We start from the raw sequence: 14,289 nt of genomic DNA on the forward strand, positions 1-14,289 counted from the left end.
CAGCAGCGTCCTAGACAATCGAACGGTCTTGGCGAAGCGGTACCCGCTCACTCAAGGCCACGGTGGCGTCCAGTGCGCGTAGGCGCGACAGGCTCATCTTCGCCTGCCCATTGCTCTGCGTAGCGCCAGCGGTTCGCAGCGCAACCGCGAGTGGACCATTGAACACGACCTCGTGCCGCACCTGAGGCGAGCCGGAAAGTCTCAGCACGATGAGCGCTGATGCTGCTGCGTGAGACGTTTCCCTGATGGCGACAGACCGGGTGCCGTAGGTCGCCTTGATCTCGACGTGGCGACCATCCCCGGCGATCGCGTCATGGCCAGTCGCCGAGGGCTTGACGAGATGGAGGTCGAAGAGCGCTTCCGCCGCAGCTTCCCCGATGGACCCCACGAGGTGGCCGTCGATCGGGAACCTCCTGCCAGGATGCATCTCCTCCAACTCGCGCACAATCTTGTGGAGCTGGGTGACCAGCTCGGCCGTCCGCAACGTCCGATCTTGATGATCATGCGAAGGCGGGCGGGCGACGTCGCCTGAAGCGTTAGTCATATTCACATCATGCCTGCTACCCACGCATAGAACCGGTTCAATGCCAGTCCGTCACCAATGCCGGAGGTGGAGCACCGACGCGAAGTGCGGCCGTCCCACACCGCCGCGAGAGCGGCCGACCCCACACCGCCGCGAGAGCGGCCGACCCCACACCGCCGCGAGAGCGGCTGTCCCACACCGCCGCGTGTGGACGCGGCCACGAACCGGGATGGGGTCTAGCGTCGATTCGTCCAGGTGCCCGGCCGTGTTGGCGGCGAGCTGGTTTGGGCGGTCGGTCGGGTCGCCGCGAAAGGTGACGTCATGCCCAGCCCCACCACCCTCCTGCCATTTTCAGCCCGCCACGATGTCAACCGCGCAGCTGGCGGCCGTGTCCTACCTCGCGCGCTACAGCGGGCGCACCCACACCCTTTACGCGTACCAGCTGAGGGAATGGTTCACCTGGTGCGAGACCCACGCACTCGACCCGCTCGTGGGGATCCAGCGCGCCCACGTCGAGCTGTACATCCGCCAACTTGGCGAGCGACCACTGATGGACTCCACGATCAACACGATGATGCACGCCGTCCGCGGCTACTTCCGCTTCGCCCACATCGACGGCCTCATCACCTCCGACCCCGCCGTCTACGCCCGGCTCCCGAAGGTGCACGAGGACGAGTCCCGCACCCACGGCCTGGACCGGCTCGAGCTCATCCGGTTCCTCCAGGTCGCCCCCACCATCACTGTCCACCACGGAGCCCTGGCCTACCTCCTCGGCATCAACGCCCTCCGCGCCTCCGAAGCCGCCGCCGTCCGGATCGAGGACTACGCCGACACCCTGCGCGGCTACCGCGTCCTGCACCTCGTCGGCAAGGGCAACAAGCCCGCGACCATGCCGGTCACCGTCCCCGTGCTGCGGGTCCTCGAGGCCTGCCGCGGACAACGCACCACCGGCCCACTTATCCTGCGTCCCCTCTCAGGTCGGCCCGTCGACCGGCGCGACGTCTACCGGATGGTCACCCGCATCGCGACTGCCGCCGGCATCCCCCGCCACATCAGCCCCCACTCCCTGCGGCACGCCGCGATCACCAACGCCCTCGACGCCGGCGTCCCCCTCCGCGACGCGCAGATCCTCGCCCGGCATGCCGACCCCCGCACGACCGAGCACTACGACCGCGCCCGCGGCAACCTCGACCGGCCACGGCGTCCACTTCCTTACCGCCTACGTCGCCGGCGTCTGACATGGCTCAGGAACCAGCCCCCATTCCAGAAAGAAGGGCTACGCCGATGTCTGTTCATGCCGATCAGCGGAAAGGTTGCGGACACCCCCCATCGTCTGGTTGACGCTGGCGGAGCGATCACGAAGCGGCGCCCACGTTGCCGGACCCCCGGTCTATGTTGTAGAGGCACAAGGCTGCCGACCTGGCTGTCGTCGTTGTGCTGACGGACAGCGCACTGGACATGGTCACGGGCCGCTCAACGGATGCGCCCGAGTCACTGATGATCTCGATCAGAGTCTCGGCCGAACCGCCGGAGTCCCAGTGTTCCCGGACGAGAGCGGCGTGTAGCCGGACATCGGGTTCCTGGCCCGGTGCGCACAGCCCCTCCATCGACTCGTGTAGATCAGGGCTCCTGGCTATCTCCCGGCCCAAAGCCCAGATTCGATCCATCATGAGGTTGCGGGCAACGACTGAGCCCCCCGATGCGCTTGCCGCAGCCCATTGCGCCCAAGCTTCGCGCCAGTCACCCACGAGATCCGTCACGGCCACAGCGTCGCATCCCTGGAGCATGGGTGCAGTCAGCGCACAAGGTCAGTGAGGCGGATTCAACCGTGCCGGGATCCGCGAGGGCCCCCCGACGTGCCCCACACCGCCGCGTGAGCGGCTGTCCCACTCCGCCGCGAGAGCGGCTAGCCCACACCGCCGCGAGAGCGGCCGTCCCACACCGCCGCCTGTGGACGCAGGCCCCAACCTGCGGTCAGAGCCGAGCATCAGCGGTCACTGGCGGCACGACTCCCCGAGCAGCTCAACCGTGGATAGGCTCGCTTTCCAAGCTGGACACGCGAAATCAAATCTCGTCAGCCGCTCCACGTCGGGACGCCAGTCAAGGGCCGTGATGCCACCAGCGTGGGCGACTCCCAGACGACCGGGTTAAGACTGGCGGCGCACCCCGGGGTGCTCCGGTCCGGTGTCGCCGGGCACGGCCTCTTCCAGATCCTCGGCACTAATCTCGACCCCGGCGGTGGGACTGCCGGCGCCCGTGCCACCCCGCTCGGGCAGCTCGCCCAGCTGGAGAGCCTCGGACGGCGGCGCACCGCCGTCGGAGGCCCGGGCAATGGGGTTGCTCTGGTTGCGCTCGAAGGCCTTGGCGTCCTGGCCTGCGGCGGCGTCGATGCCGTTGTGGGGCTCGGTGGGCATGTTCTCGTTGCTTACATCCGTCATGGGCAGTGCCTACCCGGGCTCCGGACCCGCCACACCCTCCCGCCGTCCCACCCCGGCGACCTCGGCCACTGACGGAGCTTCCGCCTAGAAGAGGACGTCGGGGTACTCGTTGCCGGGAGGGGGGCCAAGCTTGTCACGTGCACCCTGGCCGGAACCTTCGACGAGTGCGGCCGCCCCCTACCGCCGCGAGAGCGGCTGTTCCCTTCGGCCGCGTAGAGACCCCCTCCGCGGCCGATCGGGATAGGCGTGTTGCTGATTCAGCGGGGCTGGTCGGGTCTCCCTTCTCCGGCCAGCTGCTTTCCGGTATTTGCTGGACGGGGCTGGTAGACAGGGCTTTATGTCCCTAACCTCGCCCGTTCACCGAGGTTGAGGCGACACGCGGTCTGAAAACGCGAAAGTGCCTGTCTCACAACGAGATACTGGACTTGTCTAGGGAACAGTAGGCTCGAGTGGAAGGCACTCCGCAGGTGAAGCGTACAACGGCGGCAGCGACGAAGAAGGCGACCCGGCGCGCGAGTCGGAAGAAGGCTCGAGCCGCGGGCGGGAGCAAGGCCAGCCGGTGGTCGGCGGGGCTGGCGGTGTCCGCGGACGGTACGGGGGTCGTGGCGCACGCGGGGAACGTCGCGACCCGCCTGATGGCCGACCGGGTCGGTCTGACCGGGGCGCTGTCCACGGCGATGGCGCGGCGGGGATTCACCCCGGGACACGACCGCGGGAGGGTCCTGGCCGACGTGGCCGTGCTCATCGCGGGTGGTGGGGAAGCGATCGCGGACATCAACACCCTGCGCCACCAACGCGACGCCCTCGGGTCGGTCGCGTCGGCCCCGACGGTGTGGCGCACCTTGAAAGGTCTGACCCCGGCTGTCGCGAAGCGGATCGACCAGGCGAGGGCGAAGGTCCGCGCGCACGTGTGGTCCCAGCTGCCGGGCGGGGTGCCTTCGTCCAAGGTCGCGGACAGCGACCTGGGTGACGTCGTGGTCCTCGACGTCGACGCCACGTTGGTCACGGCGCACTCAACTGGTATTGGCACAGGTTGCTAGGCCCCCAAAGGTGTTGCGACCTGCGGCGATGGGGCTGTTGATGGTTCTGCGATGTTCAAGGCTCGGTCTCGGTATGTAAGGTGACACCTTCGGATACAAACCAGGAAGAAGGTGTGTGTGGTCACTGACGGTCTCCGCCTCCTGCGTGGAGGTGCGCCGACCGCACCGGTCGCGGGGCCGCAGGTCGACCCGGTGGCTTTCCAGGACGCGTGCCTGCGCTCGTTCGAGGCCTCACAGGTGGCTCGGGGTTTCGCGCAAACGACCATGGACAACGGTGCCGGCGTCCTCGAGCGGTTCCTCGTCTCGTGCGGCCGACCAGCGTGGGAGGTCACCCGTGAGGATGTCGACCGGGTGGTGGCCGGGCTGGTGGGGCAGGGCCTGTCGGCGGCGACCCGCCGCGGCTACGTCCAAACCTTCAAGGGCTTCCACGCCTACCTGACGGCGCGCAAGTCCAGCGAGATCGAGGCGGCCTTCGGGATCCGGATTGTCGACCCGGTCGACGAGTTCAACGCCGCCCGGCATGTCGACTCGAGCTCGCCGTCCGCGACGGCACCTCCGGACCCGCAGCGGATGGAGGAGTTCTTCGACTTCCTCAAGGACCGCGTCGCGGGAGCCCGTAAGTACACGGCCGCCGGCCGCGACTACGCCCTGTTCCGGACCCTGTACCTCGCGGGGCTGCGAGCCGAGGAGACGGCGTCGTTGGACCGCGCCGACGTGCACTTCGGCCGCGGGCCCTTCGGGAAGATCCATGTCCGCTTCGGCAAGGGCGCCAAGACCTCCGGCCCGCGGCCACGCTGGGTTCCGATGCTGGACGGGCTCGACCTCATCCTCGGCTGGTATCTGCAGGACATCGCCCCTCGTCTGGGCGATGGGCCGGCACTGTTCTGCGACGAGGGGGGCGGGCGGATCCACCGCGGCACGATCCGCAACCGTCTGGCCCACCTGCTGGACCTGGAGCAGCAAGCCCGCGGTGACGCCCGCCCAGGCGCACCGGCCCTCGTGCGGTTCAGCCCCCACACCCTGCGTCACGCCTGCGCCACGCGCAACTACGAGCGGGGCGTCGACCTCGTCGCGATCCAGCAGATGCTCGGGCACTGGCACGTCGGGACGACGATGCGTTACGTCACTCCCTCGGCCACGTTCATCGAGGACGCCTACCGTCGCGCGATCTCGGGCACACTGTCGGAGCTGACCGGCCAGGACGACGCTGCCCAGCACGTTTCGGCTGTGGAAGGGTCTGGGCCGGGAAGGTCTGGGCTGGAAGGGGATCCGGATGCACATTAGGTGGCGGCTGCGGATGGCCGCGGCGCAGCGGGAGGTCTGGACCGGGGCGCAGCTTCGGCGGCTGCTGGCGGAGCGTGCCGGGCTGCACCTGTCCGCGGCGTCGGTCTCCGCGTTGTTCAGCAAGCAGCCCAGCCAGGTCAAGCTCGAGACCCTGGCGGCGCTGTGCACGGCGCTGGAGTGCACCCCCAACGACCTGATCGAGGTCGACACCACCCCCGTCGCCCAGGCGCCGGCGGCCCCGAAACCTGCCTCGAAGAAAGCCGAACCGAAAGTCGCCCGCGGCCGGTCCATGCCGCCGCTATGAGCAGGTACCGCACCTGTGCGGACTGTCCCGCGCCGGTGAAGCTCCGGCACCGGATCCGGTGCCACACCTGCCACCGCCGCACCGAACGCGCCGCCCTCAAACGAGAGTGCGTGACCTGTGGACGGGCACGCCACCTAGGCGAGGGCGACCGCTGCGCCGGGTGCCTGCGCGCCGCCCGCCCACCCCGGCCACCCAAGACCAGCGTCTGCCGTCGCTGCGGGCAGCAGCGACGCAACGTCGGTCACGGACTGTGTAACCGGTGCGCCCAAGCCGACCCCGACCGGCCCTTCCGCTACGCCGCGTCGATGGCGACCCGACTGGAAACCCGGCTCGCGGCCGTGCCGCCATGGTGGCCCTCGTTGGCCGTCTTCGCGGCGGCCCGGTTCCACCCCGGTGGGGCCGTCACGGTCCTGCGTGAGACCGGGCGACTACTGCTCGCCGACCCGGCCCTCGGCCCGCACCAGCTGATGAACCTGGCCCCACCGCAGCTGAGCTCGACGACCGTCAGGGTGCTGACCGCGTACTTCACCGACCGCGGGCTGGCCCTACCGCCCGATGCCCCGCAGCAGCGTGCGGCAGCCCGACGGGCCCAGCACCTCGCGGACATCGACGTCCCCCTGCGCGAGGCCGTCGCCGCGTTTAACGACACTCAGATGAACGAGCAGGACCGGCGCCGCCGCACCGGGCGGCACACTCTGAGCGACGTCACCCTCGAGACCCGGCTGCGGATCGTCAAAGCCCTCGCCCGCCACCTGCTGCGGACCCGCACTGTGACCGGCTGGGCCGAGGTCACCACGCAAGACCTCGAGTCCTTCCTCGCCCGCACGCCCGCTGCGCGACACCAACAGACCTACGTCCTGCGCCGGTTCTTCACCTGGGCCAAGGCCCACAAGATCGTCCTGACCGACGCCACTCGACCGCTGGCCCTCGGAGCGCAACCCGCGTTCACCGGCACCGTCCTCGAGGTCGGAACCCAACGAGCACTGTTCGCCCGCTGGACCCTCGAAACGACCCCACCCAGCGAACGTCTCGTCGGGCTCCTCGCCCTGCTGCACGCGGCGTCCAACGCGGAGATCCGTCTCCTAACCCTCACCGACATCGACCACACCCAGCGCACCGTGACACTGCTGCGTCGACCGTTCCCCACCCCGCTCGACCCGCCCACCTGGGCCGCACTGCAGGCCTGCCTCACCGAGCGAGAGGCCACCGCCACCCTCAACCCCCACGTCATCGTCACCCGGATCACCGCCAGCCGCGACACCCCCGCCGCCAGCAGCTACCTGACCCGCCTCCTGTCCCAAGCCGGGACCACCCCCGCCGCCTGCCGACAAACCCGGCTCACCGAACTCGTCAACGACCTCGACCCCAAGCTCACCGCAGCCGCCCTCGGCATGAACGGCACCGGCATCGCCCGATACGCCGCCGACAACGTCGCCCGCGACCGCCTCCACCGCCATACCACCAACCCGGCTTGACCCATCGCGGCGAACCCGGGCACTGCAGGCAGCACCTTGCACACCTTGGAACGAACGTGGGCGAGTTGGAGAAGGAAGGAGCGACCTCCACGTTCAAGCGAGGGTTCGGCTACCACCCGATCAGTGTCTGGTGCGACAACACCCAGGAGTCGCTGGCGTTGATGCTGCGCGAGGGCAGGGCCGGCTCGAACACCGTCGCGGATCACGTCGCGGTGTTGACCACGGCCATCGCGCAGGTCCCTGCGGCCCATCGGAAGAAGCTGCTGATCCGCGCCGATGGTGCCGGCGCGTCCCACGGGCTGCTCGAGTGGTTGACCGAGCTGAACGCGAAACGCGGTCGCACGGTGGAGTACTCGGTCGGGTTCGCCGTCACCGACAAGGTCCGCACCGCCATCGGACAGGTCCCCGAGGCTGCGTGGGCGCCCGCGGTCGACCCTGAGGGCGAGGCCCGACTCAACGGTGACGTGGTGGAGATCACCGGGATGCTCGACCTGACGAAGTGGCCCGATGGGATGCGGGTCATCATCCGCCGTGAGCACCCCCACCCCGGCGCCGCGCTGTCGCTGTTCGAGGAGGAGAACGGGTGGCGCTATCAAGCCGTTGCTTCCAATACCCCTCTCGCTGCGGGCGGTCAAGTGTCGTTCCTCGAGGCCCGTCATCGGGCGCACGCCCGGATCGAGACTCGGATCCGGCACGCCAAGGACTGCGGCATCGGCCGGTTCCCCTCCCGCGAGTTCGCGATCAACCAGGCCTGGCTCCTCGCGACCTCGATCGCGGCTGACCTCATCGCGTGGCTACGGCTGCTCGCCCTGCCCCCGACCCTGAAGGCGTGCGAGCCGAAAGCGTTGCGGTACCGGCTGCTGCACGTCCCCGCCCGGCTGACCCACGGCGCCCGCCAACGCCGCCTGCGGTTCCCCGCGACCTGGCCCTGGGCCCACGACGTCCTCGCCGTCTTCACCGCCCTCGGCCGCCTCACACCGCTGCGGACCTGACGCCCGGACCTCACCCGTCCGCCCACGAGCAAGCACCACCCGGAGACCCGCCCCGCAGCGCCACCGCGGCACACCACCACGCCCGAAACCCGGAACCGGGCATCAACGCCAGAAGCCATCACCCGAGGACCCCGGTGAATTACCGAGGCTAAGTGCCGAGTCGTCCTATGCCCTGCGGCCGATGGACCCTGGGGATCGTGGACCCGCCTTGGACATGTTCTGGCGTGCTTTCGGGTGGGGAGCGCGCACCGAGGACGCGGACGCGGTGTTCGCCGATCGCGCCATCGAGCTGGAACGCACCGTCGTAACCGTCGATACCGACTCGGACGAGATCGTGGGGACGACCAGTGCCTACTCCCTGACGATGACTATGCCGGGAGGAGCTCTCGTGCCCGTCGCCGGCGTGCACCTGGTGGCTGTCGAGCCCACTCATCGCCGGCGCGGCGTGATGGCTTCCATGATGCGTCATCAGCTGGAGGGGCTCGTGAACGGTGGAGAGGCCGTCGCTGCCCTATGGACCACTGACCCCGCCCTCTACCAGCGCTTCGGGTACGGGCTCGCGACGTGGCGCTCGCGCATCACGCTCGACCTCGCCCGGGCGAGGCTCTCGCCGCGGGCAGAGGCCCTCGCGGCGTCGTCCTCGGCGCGGTTGACGCACCTGTCCGTGGGCGAGGCCCTGCCCCACCTCGCCATCGTCCACGACACGATCGTCGGCGCGAGGCCGGGTGTGCTGGCGCGCTCGGAGAGCCGCTGGAACTTCATGATGCGCCTCGAGGACGGCGAGCCGCAGGTCGTGGTCGCCCTGGGTCCCGAGGGACCGGTCGGGTACATCGCCTACCGGATCCGGCCCGGGCAGTCCCCCGACACGCCGGGTGGCGAGGTGGAGGTCCAAGAGATCAGCGCAGCAGACCCGGCGACGCACGCACAGCTGTGGCGCCACCTGCTCGGACTCGACCTGATGCGGACCCTGTCGGCTCACCGGCCCCTCCCCGATCCGCTGGCGCACCTGCTCGTCGACCTGCGCCACCTGCACGCCACGATCGACGACGCCCTGTGGGTCCGGCTCGTCGACCTCCCCCGTGCTCTCGGACAGCGTGCCTTCGCGGCCCCCATCGACCTGGTCCTCGAGGTCACCGATACCGTGCTGCCCAACAACGCCGGGCGGTGGCGCGTGAGCGTGGACGAGGCGTGGGAACCCGGCGTGGCCAGGCCCACCCGTGACGACGCCGACCTGTCGCTCGATATCGCCGACCTCGGCGCGGTCCACCTCGGCGCCACGCAGCTGGCAGATCTCGCCCTGGGCGGGCGCGTCCACGAACACACTCCGGGCGCCCTCGCAGCCGCCTCGCTCGCCTGGTCCTGGTCGCCCACCGCCACGTGCCCCGAAATCTTCTAAAGACTTAGCTCGCTGGACGGGGAGATCGTCCATGCGTCCTTTCGCCGCGAGTGCGGCTGTCCCACACCGCCGCGAGTGCAGCCAGCCCGGTCTGTTTGTTAATGCCGTTCCCTCAGTCGTACGAACCCGGTCTGGCACTCGCCCCAGGGGGTGCTAGATGACGGCGCCATCCGGACACCTGAGGGTCCAGCCCACCTGAGCGCAAGGTCGGGTCCTTCGGCGCTTCTAGCGTCAGCCGGATCGCCCGCCTCCGACGCTCGTTCGGGTGCCTCCGTGGAGGCGCCAGGCTGCAACCTCTGTGCTTGATGGTCTGCATCGAAGCCGGTATTGGACAGGTTGCGCCCCTTGTGTCGGGGCGGGGGGAGCGGGATGGTTGATCCCCGCAGTGGAACAGCGTGCCGGCGGTCTTCGCTGGCTAAGGTGAGGTGTCAGATGAGTCGACGACGAGTGCGTCGGTCGGTGGTGTTGTCCGGTGCGGCTGTGGTGGCCTTGGTGGCTGGCCTGTTCGCGGTGGCGGCTGATCTGGGTTCGGCGACCGTGCCGACCCCGAAGCCGACCCGGGAGGTGCTAGCCAAGACGTTGCTGGCCCACCACCGCGACCGGTTCGCGACGCCGGCGCTCACCCGGGCGCTGCACCTGGCCGCGGGCGAGCAACAGAGCCCCGGGCGGGCCATGCCCACTGGCGCCGACGGGGCCGGTGCTCGCGCGGCGGGTGCCGCGGCGGTGCGGGCTCGGGCAGGCCTGGCGAACGTGCGGGTCAATGACCCTGCTGCGGACCGGTTTCAGGTTGACCAGACCACCCAAAGCGAGACAGCGGTCGCCGTGGCCGGCACCAAGGTGGCGGTCGGATTCAACGACTCGCAACAGGCACTGTTAGCGCTGACCGATGGGCTGGACTTCAGCGGGTACGGCTACTCCACCGATGGCGGCAAAACGTTCACCGACGGCGGGACGCTGCCCAATCCGAAGAACTTCGTCAACTTCGGCGACCCGTGGTTGACCGCGGACCGGGCGGGACGGATGTACTACTCCACGCTCACGTTCGGAGGGAACGTCGGCAACCTCGAGATCGGGGTTGCTCGCTCTCTCACTGGCGGCAGGACCTGGTCCGAACCGTCGCTGGCCTCGCCGAACAACGACCACTTGTTCTACTTCGGCGACAAGGAAGCCATCACGGCTGGACGGGACCCTCAGGTCGCCGCTCGAGACAACCTGTACGTGGCGTGGGACGACTTCTCCATCGACTTCTCCTCGGACAGCCCCGTGAGCGCATCCACCGGGCTACCGGTGGCCACCTCCCGCGACCACGGCGCGAGCTGGTCGCTGCACTACGCCGACAAGATCGTCAACGACCCGAACTCATGCGGCTTCACCCAGTACATCGGCGCCCAGCCCCTGGTCGACCCCGCGAACGGCACCCTGTACGTCGCCGCGGAGAAGATCGTCGTGGATGACCCGACCTGCACCGGTGGCCACCCCACCTTTACGGAGGTCATCTTCACCTCCACCGACGGCGGCTTCACCTTCGGTCCGGCCGTGACCATCGCCTCCATCACCCCCGCCACACCGACCGGCGCGCTCCAGCTCGGGCCCGGGCAATTCGTGCGCACTGTTGAGTTCCCGACGCTGGCCCTGCGCGGGAAGACGCTGTGGGCGGCCTGGAACGACGGAGCCAGCGGTCGCAGTCACATCCGTCTCGCCACGTCAAGCGACGCCGGCGCGACGTGGCGCCCCGGCGACGCCACGAGCGGCAGCGGCGACGAGATCCAGCCTGCCCTGTCCGTCGACGCGGCAGGTTTGCACCTGGCCTATTACCAGCGCAACATTGACAACACCCTCGACACCGTCCTCGCGGACTCCTCCGACAGCGGCATTCACTTCACCGCGAAGGCGGTCACGACGAGGTCGTTCCCGGGCGTGCATACCGTCCCCCAGTTCGACCCGCAGATCGCCTTCGGGTACATGGGCGACTACATCGCCAACGTCTCCGACGGCACCCACCAGTACCTCGCCTGGGGTGACAACCGTGATCGGGTCACCAACTTCACCCACCCGCGTGGACGCAACGACCCAGACGTCTTTTTTGCCCGCCGCTGACCTAGTTAGTTAGGTCAGAAGGGAAAGTGGCGACGCGCTCCATTTACGCTTGCCTGCACGACGTCATTGCCTCGTCCAAGGCGCGCACAGCGTCGTGCTGGCGCCGTCTCTATCCGCGAATGCGACCGCCCAACACCGCCGCGAGTGCGGCTGTCCCACTCCGGCTCCCTTCTGTTGTCAAGGGGTCGAGACGAGGGCGCGCTGGCGGGTCTTCCGTGGGGCTGGGGTCGGGCGTAGCGTCGGTGTTGCGGGTCCGGGAAGTGGCTGATCCGAAGTGTCGATGTGCGGGGGTAGGTCGACCGCGCTGGATTCTTGAGACGCCCCGCAGTGCCCTCCCGGACCCGTGCCGCCGGCTTGCTCGGCGTCGCGTTCGGCGTCGGCGAGGAGCTGGCGATAGATGACGTCGGAGATCCGGCGCTTGAGGCACCGCAGCGCCTCGAGCGGCTTCTTGCCCTCGGCGCGCTTGCGCCGGTAGTAGGCCCTACCGTCGGTGTCCTGGCGCAGCTGGGTGACCGCGGCGATGTGGATCATGTGGTTCATCCGCCGGTTCCCGGCGCGGGAGAGCCGGTGCCGGTTCTGCTCTCCGGACGACGCGTCGAGGGGTGCGGTCCCGGTCCATGAGGCGAACCGGTTGCGGTCAGCGAACCGGGCCACCTCCCCGACGTCGGCCAGGACCCGCGCGGCCACCACGGGCCCGACACCGTGCAGGTCCATCAGGCGTGACCTGCGGGCCAGGACGATCGTCTTCAGCTCGGCGGTGGCCTTCTTCATCTTGACCTCGACCGCGACCAGCTCGGCCAGCTCCTCCACGGCGATCCGCCGGCGGGTCCGGCCCGCGATGTCGCGGGGGCGGACGATCGCCAACAGGGCCTTGGCCTGGGCGGTGGAGAGGTCGCGTTTCGCCTGTCCCGGCAGGAGTTCAGCCAACAGGGCCTGGAGCCGGTTGACGGTCTCCACCCGGCGGCGGGTCAGGGCCTCGCGCCGGTCGGCGAGCATCCGCAGCGCCTCGAGCTCCCCGTCGACCTTCAAGACCCGCAGCCCCTCGGTGCGGACGGCGACGACCGCGATCGAGTGCGCGTCGAGGGCGTCGGTCTTGCGGTTGTGACCGGTATCGAACAGCCGCACCCGAGCCGCCAGCTTGGCCGGGACGTCGACAACGTCCTCCCCGTCCTCGAGCAGCCGCTGAGCCAGCGGGCGACCGGCGCCGTTCGCGCCCTCGACCGCCCACACCCGCTCGGGCCACGCCTTGGCGTACCTGCGCATGCCCGCATATCCCGCCGCGTCGGTTGTGAACCGCCCGGCGCCGAGCAGCTGCTCCCGGCCGTTGACGACCTCGATGGTCGCAGACAGCTTGTGCGGGTCAACCCCGATGACGACGTGCTCCTCGATATATCTGTGGTGCTCCATGTGACGCTCCCGCCTGTACGTGCCGATGAGGGGACGGCGAGGTGGGCAGTGCTACTACGAGCTACTACGAGCAGGGCAGTCCCTTCTTGAGCCACGCCTCGTCAGCGGTGACCGGCGGGCTGCAGACCGATGGTGAGCCACACCGATTCCGCTAGTGGGCAGCCGCAAGGAGAGCTGCCCGCCGGTCACCTAGACCGAGTCTGGCCAGACACCGGTCCTGCCGCCAGTCTCTAGTAGCCGCGAGTGCCGCCCTCTGATTGCAGTGTGATTACGTACCGGCACAGTGGACGGCGTGCCAACCTGGTACGGCCAACACGAGAGAGGGAACAGCGTGAGCGACGTGCTGCCTCCCGCGGAGCCCGGCCCAACGCCAGCGGTGCGCAAGCATCGCGCGCACCGGGGGGATCGAGTGCGCCGGGGGATTGGGGAGTTCTTCGGCGAGGTCGTAGGCGAGGCGGTCGCCGTCGGATTGAGCCTGGCCCTGTTGGCAGGCATCTCGGCAGCTGCCACTTACGGCTGGCGGCACGACCGCACCCTCGTCATCGGCATCGCCGTGGCCATTGGATGCTTCCTGGTCTACGGCGTGTGGAACCTCGTCCAGGCAGGGCGTGGGGCCGCCAGACCACGCTGGCCACGGCTCGCGGCCGCGGCCGCCGGCACGGTCGTCGCTGTGGGCCTTTGGACCACCTACGTCCTGATCTACCACTGACCGTGGGAAGCCAACCTCCCGGGCTCCGGACGGGCGACGGGGCTCATAATCACACCGCAATCAGAGGGGGGCGAGTGCGGCTATCCCGCTCCGCCGCGAGTGCGGCTGTCCCACTCCGCCGCCTGTCGGGCGCTATCTGAACTCGGCAACGAGCTCGATGGTGCCGACGATGTGCTGGTTGAAGTCCTCGAGGTCCTCGGCGGGGATCCAGTACTCGAGGATGGTGTGGCCGCCGACCTGGTGGACGTCGTACCGCTCAAGGTAGGACCTGTCGACCTCGAAGCGCGTCACGTACCCCACTCCGCTGGCCTTGACGTTCCAGTCACGGGCGATCTTGGTCGCGTACTCCTCGTTCAAGACGGGGTAAAAGATGGGTTGATCCGGTAGCCGCGGTGGCCAGGCGCGCCAACCGGAGGCTTCCACGAGGGCAAGCTCGGCTGGTCCCGTCGGGCGCCAGAGCGTGACAGTCTGCATCTGCTCATCCTGCTCGGACGTCTCGCTCGCGGCGACCAAATTTCGGAGCATCCATTCGCCTTCGAGGGGCTTCGAGTGCGTTCGTCCGGCTTCTCCGCAGGTCGCGTAGAGCGGGATAGTCACCAGCAGTGCGGCCATCCCCACGCCGAT

General features: G+C 69.1%; 13 protein-coding genes. 9 read left to right on the top strand and 4 right to left on the bottom strand.

What is annotated here, in order from left to right; translation table 11 throughout:
• Nucleotides 1-10 precede the first annotated feature (10 nt).
• Complete coding sequence (locus V3N99_06450; protein ID MEO3936383.1) at nucleotides 11-544, bottom strand: hypothetical protein; 534 nt, start codon at nucleotides 542-544, stop codon at nucleotides 11-13.
• Nucleotides 545-887: 343 nt separating this feature from the next.
• Here V3N99_06450 and V3N99_06455 point away from each other — a divergent pair, with 343 nt between their 5' ends.
• Entirely contained in the window at nucleotides 888-1,964 is a 1,077-nt protein-coding gene (locus tag V3N99_06455) for a tyrosine-type recombinase/integrase (GenBank protein ID MEO3936384.1), read from the top strand.
• 706 nt (nucleotides 1,965-2,670) lie between these two features.
• Here V3N99_06455 and V3N99_06460 read toward each other — a convergent pair.
• Nucleotides 2,671-2,961 (bottom strand): hypothetical protein, encoded by a 291-nt coding sequence (locus V3N99_06460; GenBank protein ID MEO3936385.1) that lies wholly within the window; start codon nucleotides 2,959-2,961, stop codon nucleotides 2,671-2,673.
• Nucleotides 2,962-3,428: 467 nt separating this feature from the next.
• On the opposite strand from V3N99_06460, the gene V3N99_06465 reads away from it, so the two are divergent.
• The 7 genes from V3N99_06465 (at nucleotide 3,429) to V3N99_06495 (ending at nucleotide 11,549) form a co-directional block, all read left to right on the top strand.
• Entirely contained in the window at nucleotides 3,429-4,001 is a 573-nt protein-coding gene (locus V3N99_06465) for a transposase (GenBank protein MEO3936386.1), read from the top strand.
• 117 nt (nucleotides 4,002-4,118) lie between these two features.
• Entirely contained in the window at nucleotides 4,119-5,285 is a 1,167-nt protein-coding gene (locus V3N99_06470; protein MEO3936387.1) for a tyrosine-type recombinase/integrase, read from the top strand.
• Nucleotides 5,286-5,298: 13 nt separating this feature from the next.
• Nucleotides 5,299-5,589: a helix-turn-helix transcriptional regulator gene (locus V3N99_06475; protein ID MEO3936388.1), complete on the top strand. Its 291-nt coding sequence runs from the start codon at nucleotides 5,299-5,301 to the stop codon at nucleotides 5,587-5,589.
• Nucleotides 5,590-5,699: 110 nt separating this feature from the next.
• Nucleotides 5,700-7,064: a hypothetical protein gene (locus V3N99_06480; protein MEO3936389.1), complete on the top strand. Its 1,365-nt coding sequence runs from the start codon at nucleotides 5,700-5,702 to the stop codon at nucleotides 7,062-7,064.
• Nucleotides 7,065-7,120: 56 nt separating this feature from the next.
• Nucleotides 7,121-8,056, top strand: a complete 936-nt coding sequence (locus tag V3N99_06485) for an IS1380 family transposase (protein MEO3936390.1) — start codon at nucleotides 7,121-7,123, stop codon at nucleotides 8,054-8,056.
• Nucleotides 8,057-8,237: 181 nt separating this feature from the next.
• Entirely contained in the window at nucleotides 8,238-9,452 is a 1,215-nt protein-coding gene (locus V3N99_06490) for a GNAT family N-acetyltransferase (protein ID MEO3936391.1), read from the top strand.
• 369 nt (nucleotides 9,453-9,821) lie between these two features.
• The gene (locus V3N99_06495) at nucleotides 9,822-11,549 is read left to right on the top strand and encodes a sialidase family protein (GenBank protein MEO3936392.1); all 1,728 of its coding nucleotides are present in this window, start codon (nucleotides 9,822-9,824) and stop codon (nucleotides 11,547-11,549) included.
• A gap of 177 nt (nucleotides 11,550-11,726) precedes the next feature.
• Here the strand turns inward: V3N99_06495 and V3N99_06500 are convergent, their stop codons facing one another.
• On the bottom strand, nucleotides 11,727-12,956 hold the full coding sequence (locus V3N99_06500; GenBank protein ID MEO3936393.1) for an IS110 family transposase: 1,230 nt from the start codon (nucleotides 12,954-12,956) through the stop codon (nucleotides 11,727-11,729).
• A 331-nt stretch (nucleotides 12,957-13,287) separates the two neighbouring features.
• On the opposite strand from V3N99_06500, the gene V3N99_06505 reads away from it, so the two are divergent.
• The gene (locus V3N99_06505; GenBank protein ID MEO3936394.1) at nucleotides 13,288-13,665 is read left to right on the top strand and encodes a hypothetical protein; all 378 of its coding nucleotides are present in this window, start codon (nucleotides 13,288-13,290) and stop codon (nucleotides 13,663-13,665) included.
• 132 nt (nucleotides 13,666-13,797) lie between these two features.
• On the opposite strand, the gene V3N99_06510 is transcribed toward V3N99_06505, so the two are convergent.
• Nucleotides 13,798-14,139: a hypothetical protein gene (locus V3N99_06510; GenBank protein MEO3936395.1), complete on the bottom strand. Its 342-nt coding sequence runs from the start codon at nucleotides 14,137-14,139 to the stop codon at nucleotides 13,798-13,800.
• Nucleotides 14,140-14,289 lie beyond the last annotated feature (150 nt).

It is taken from the genome of Dermatophilaceae bacterium Soc4.6 (assembly GCA_039889245.1).
In the GTDB taxonomy this organism is placed as follows: Bacteria; Actinomycetota; Actinomycetes; order Actinomycetales; family Dermatophilaceae; genus Lapillicoccus.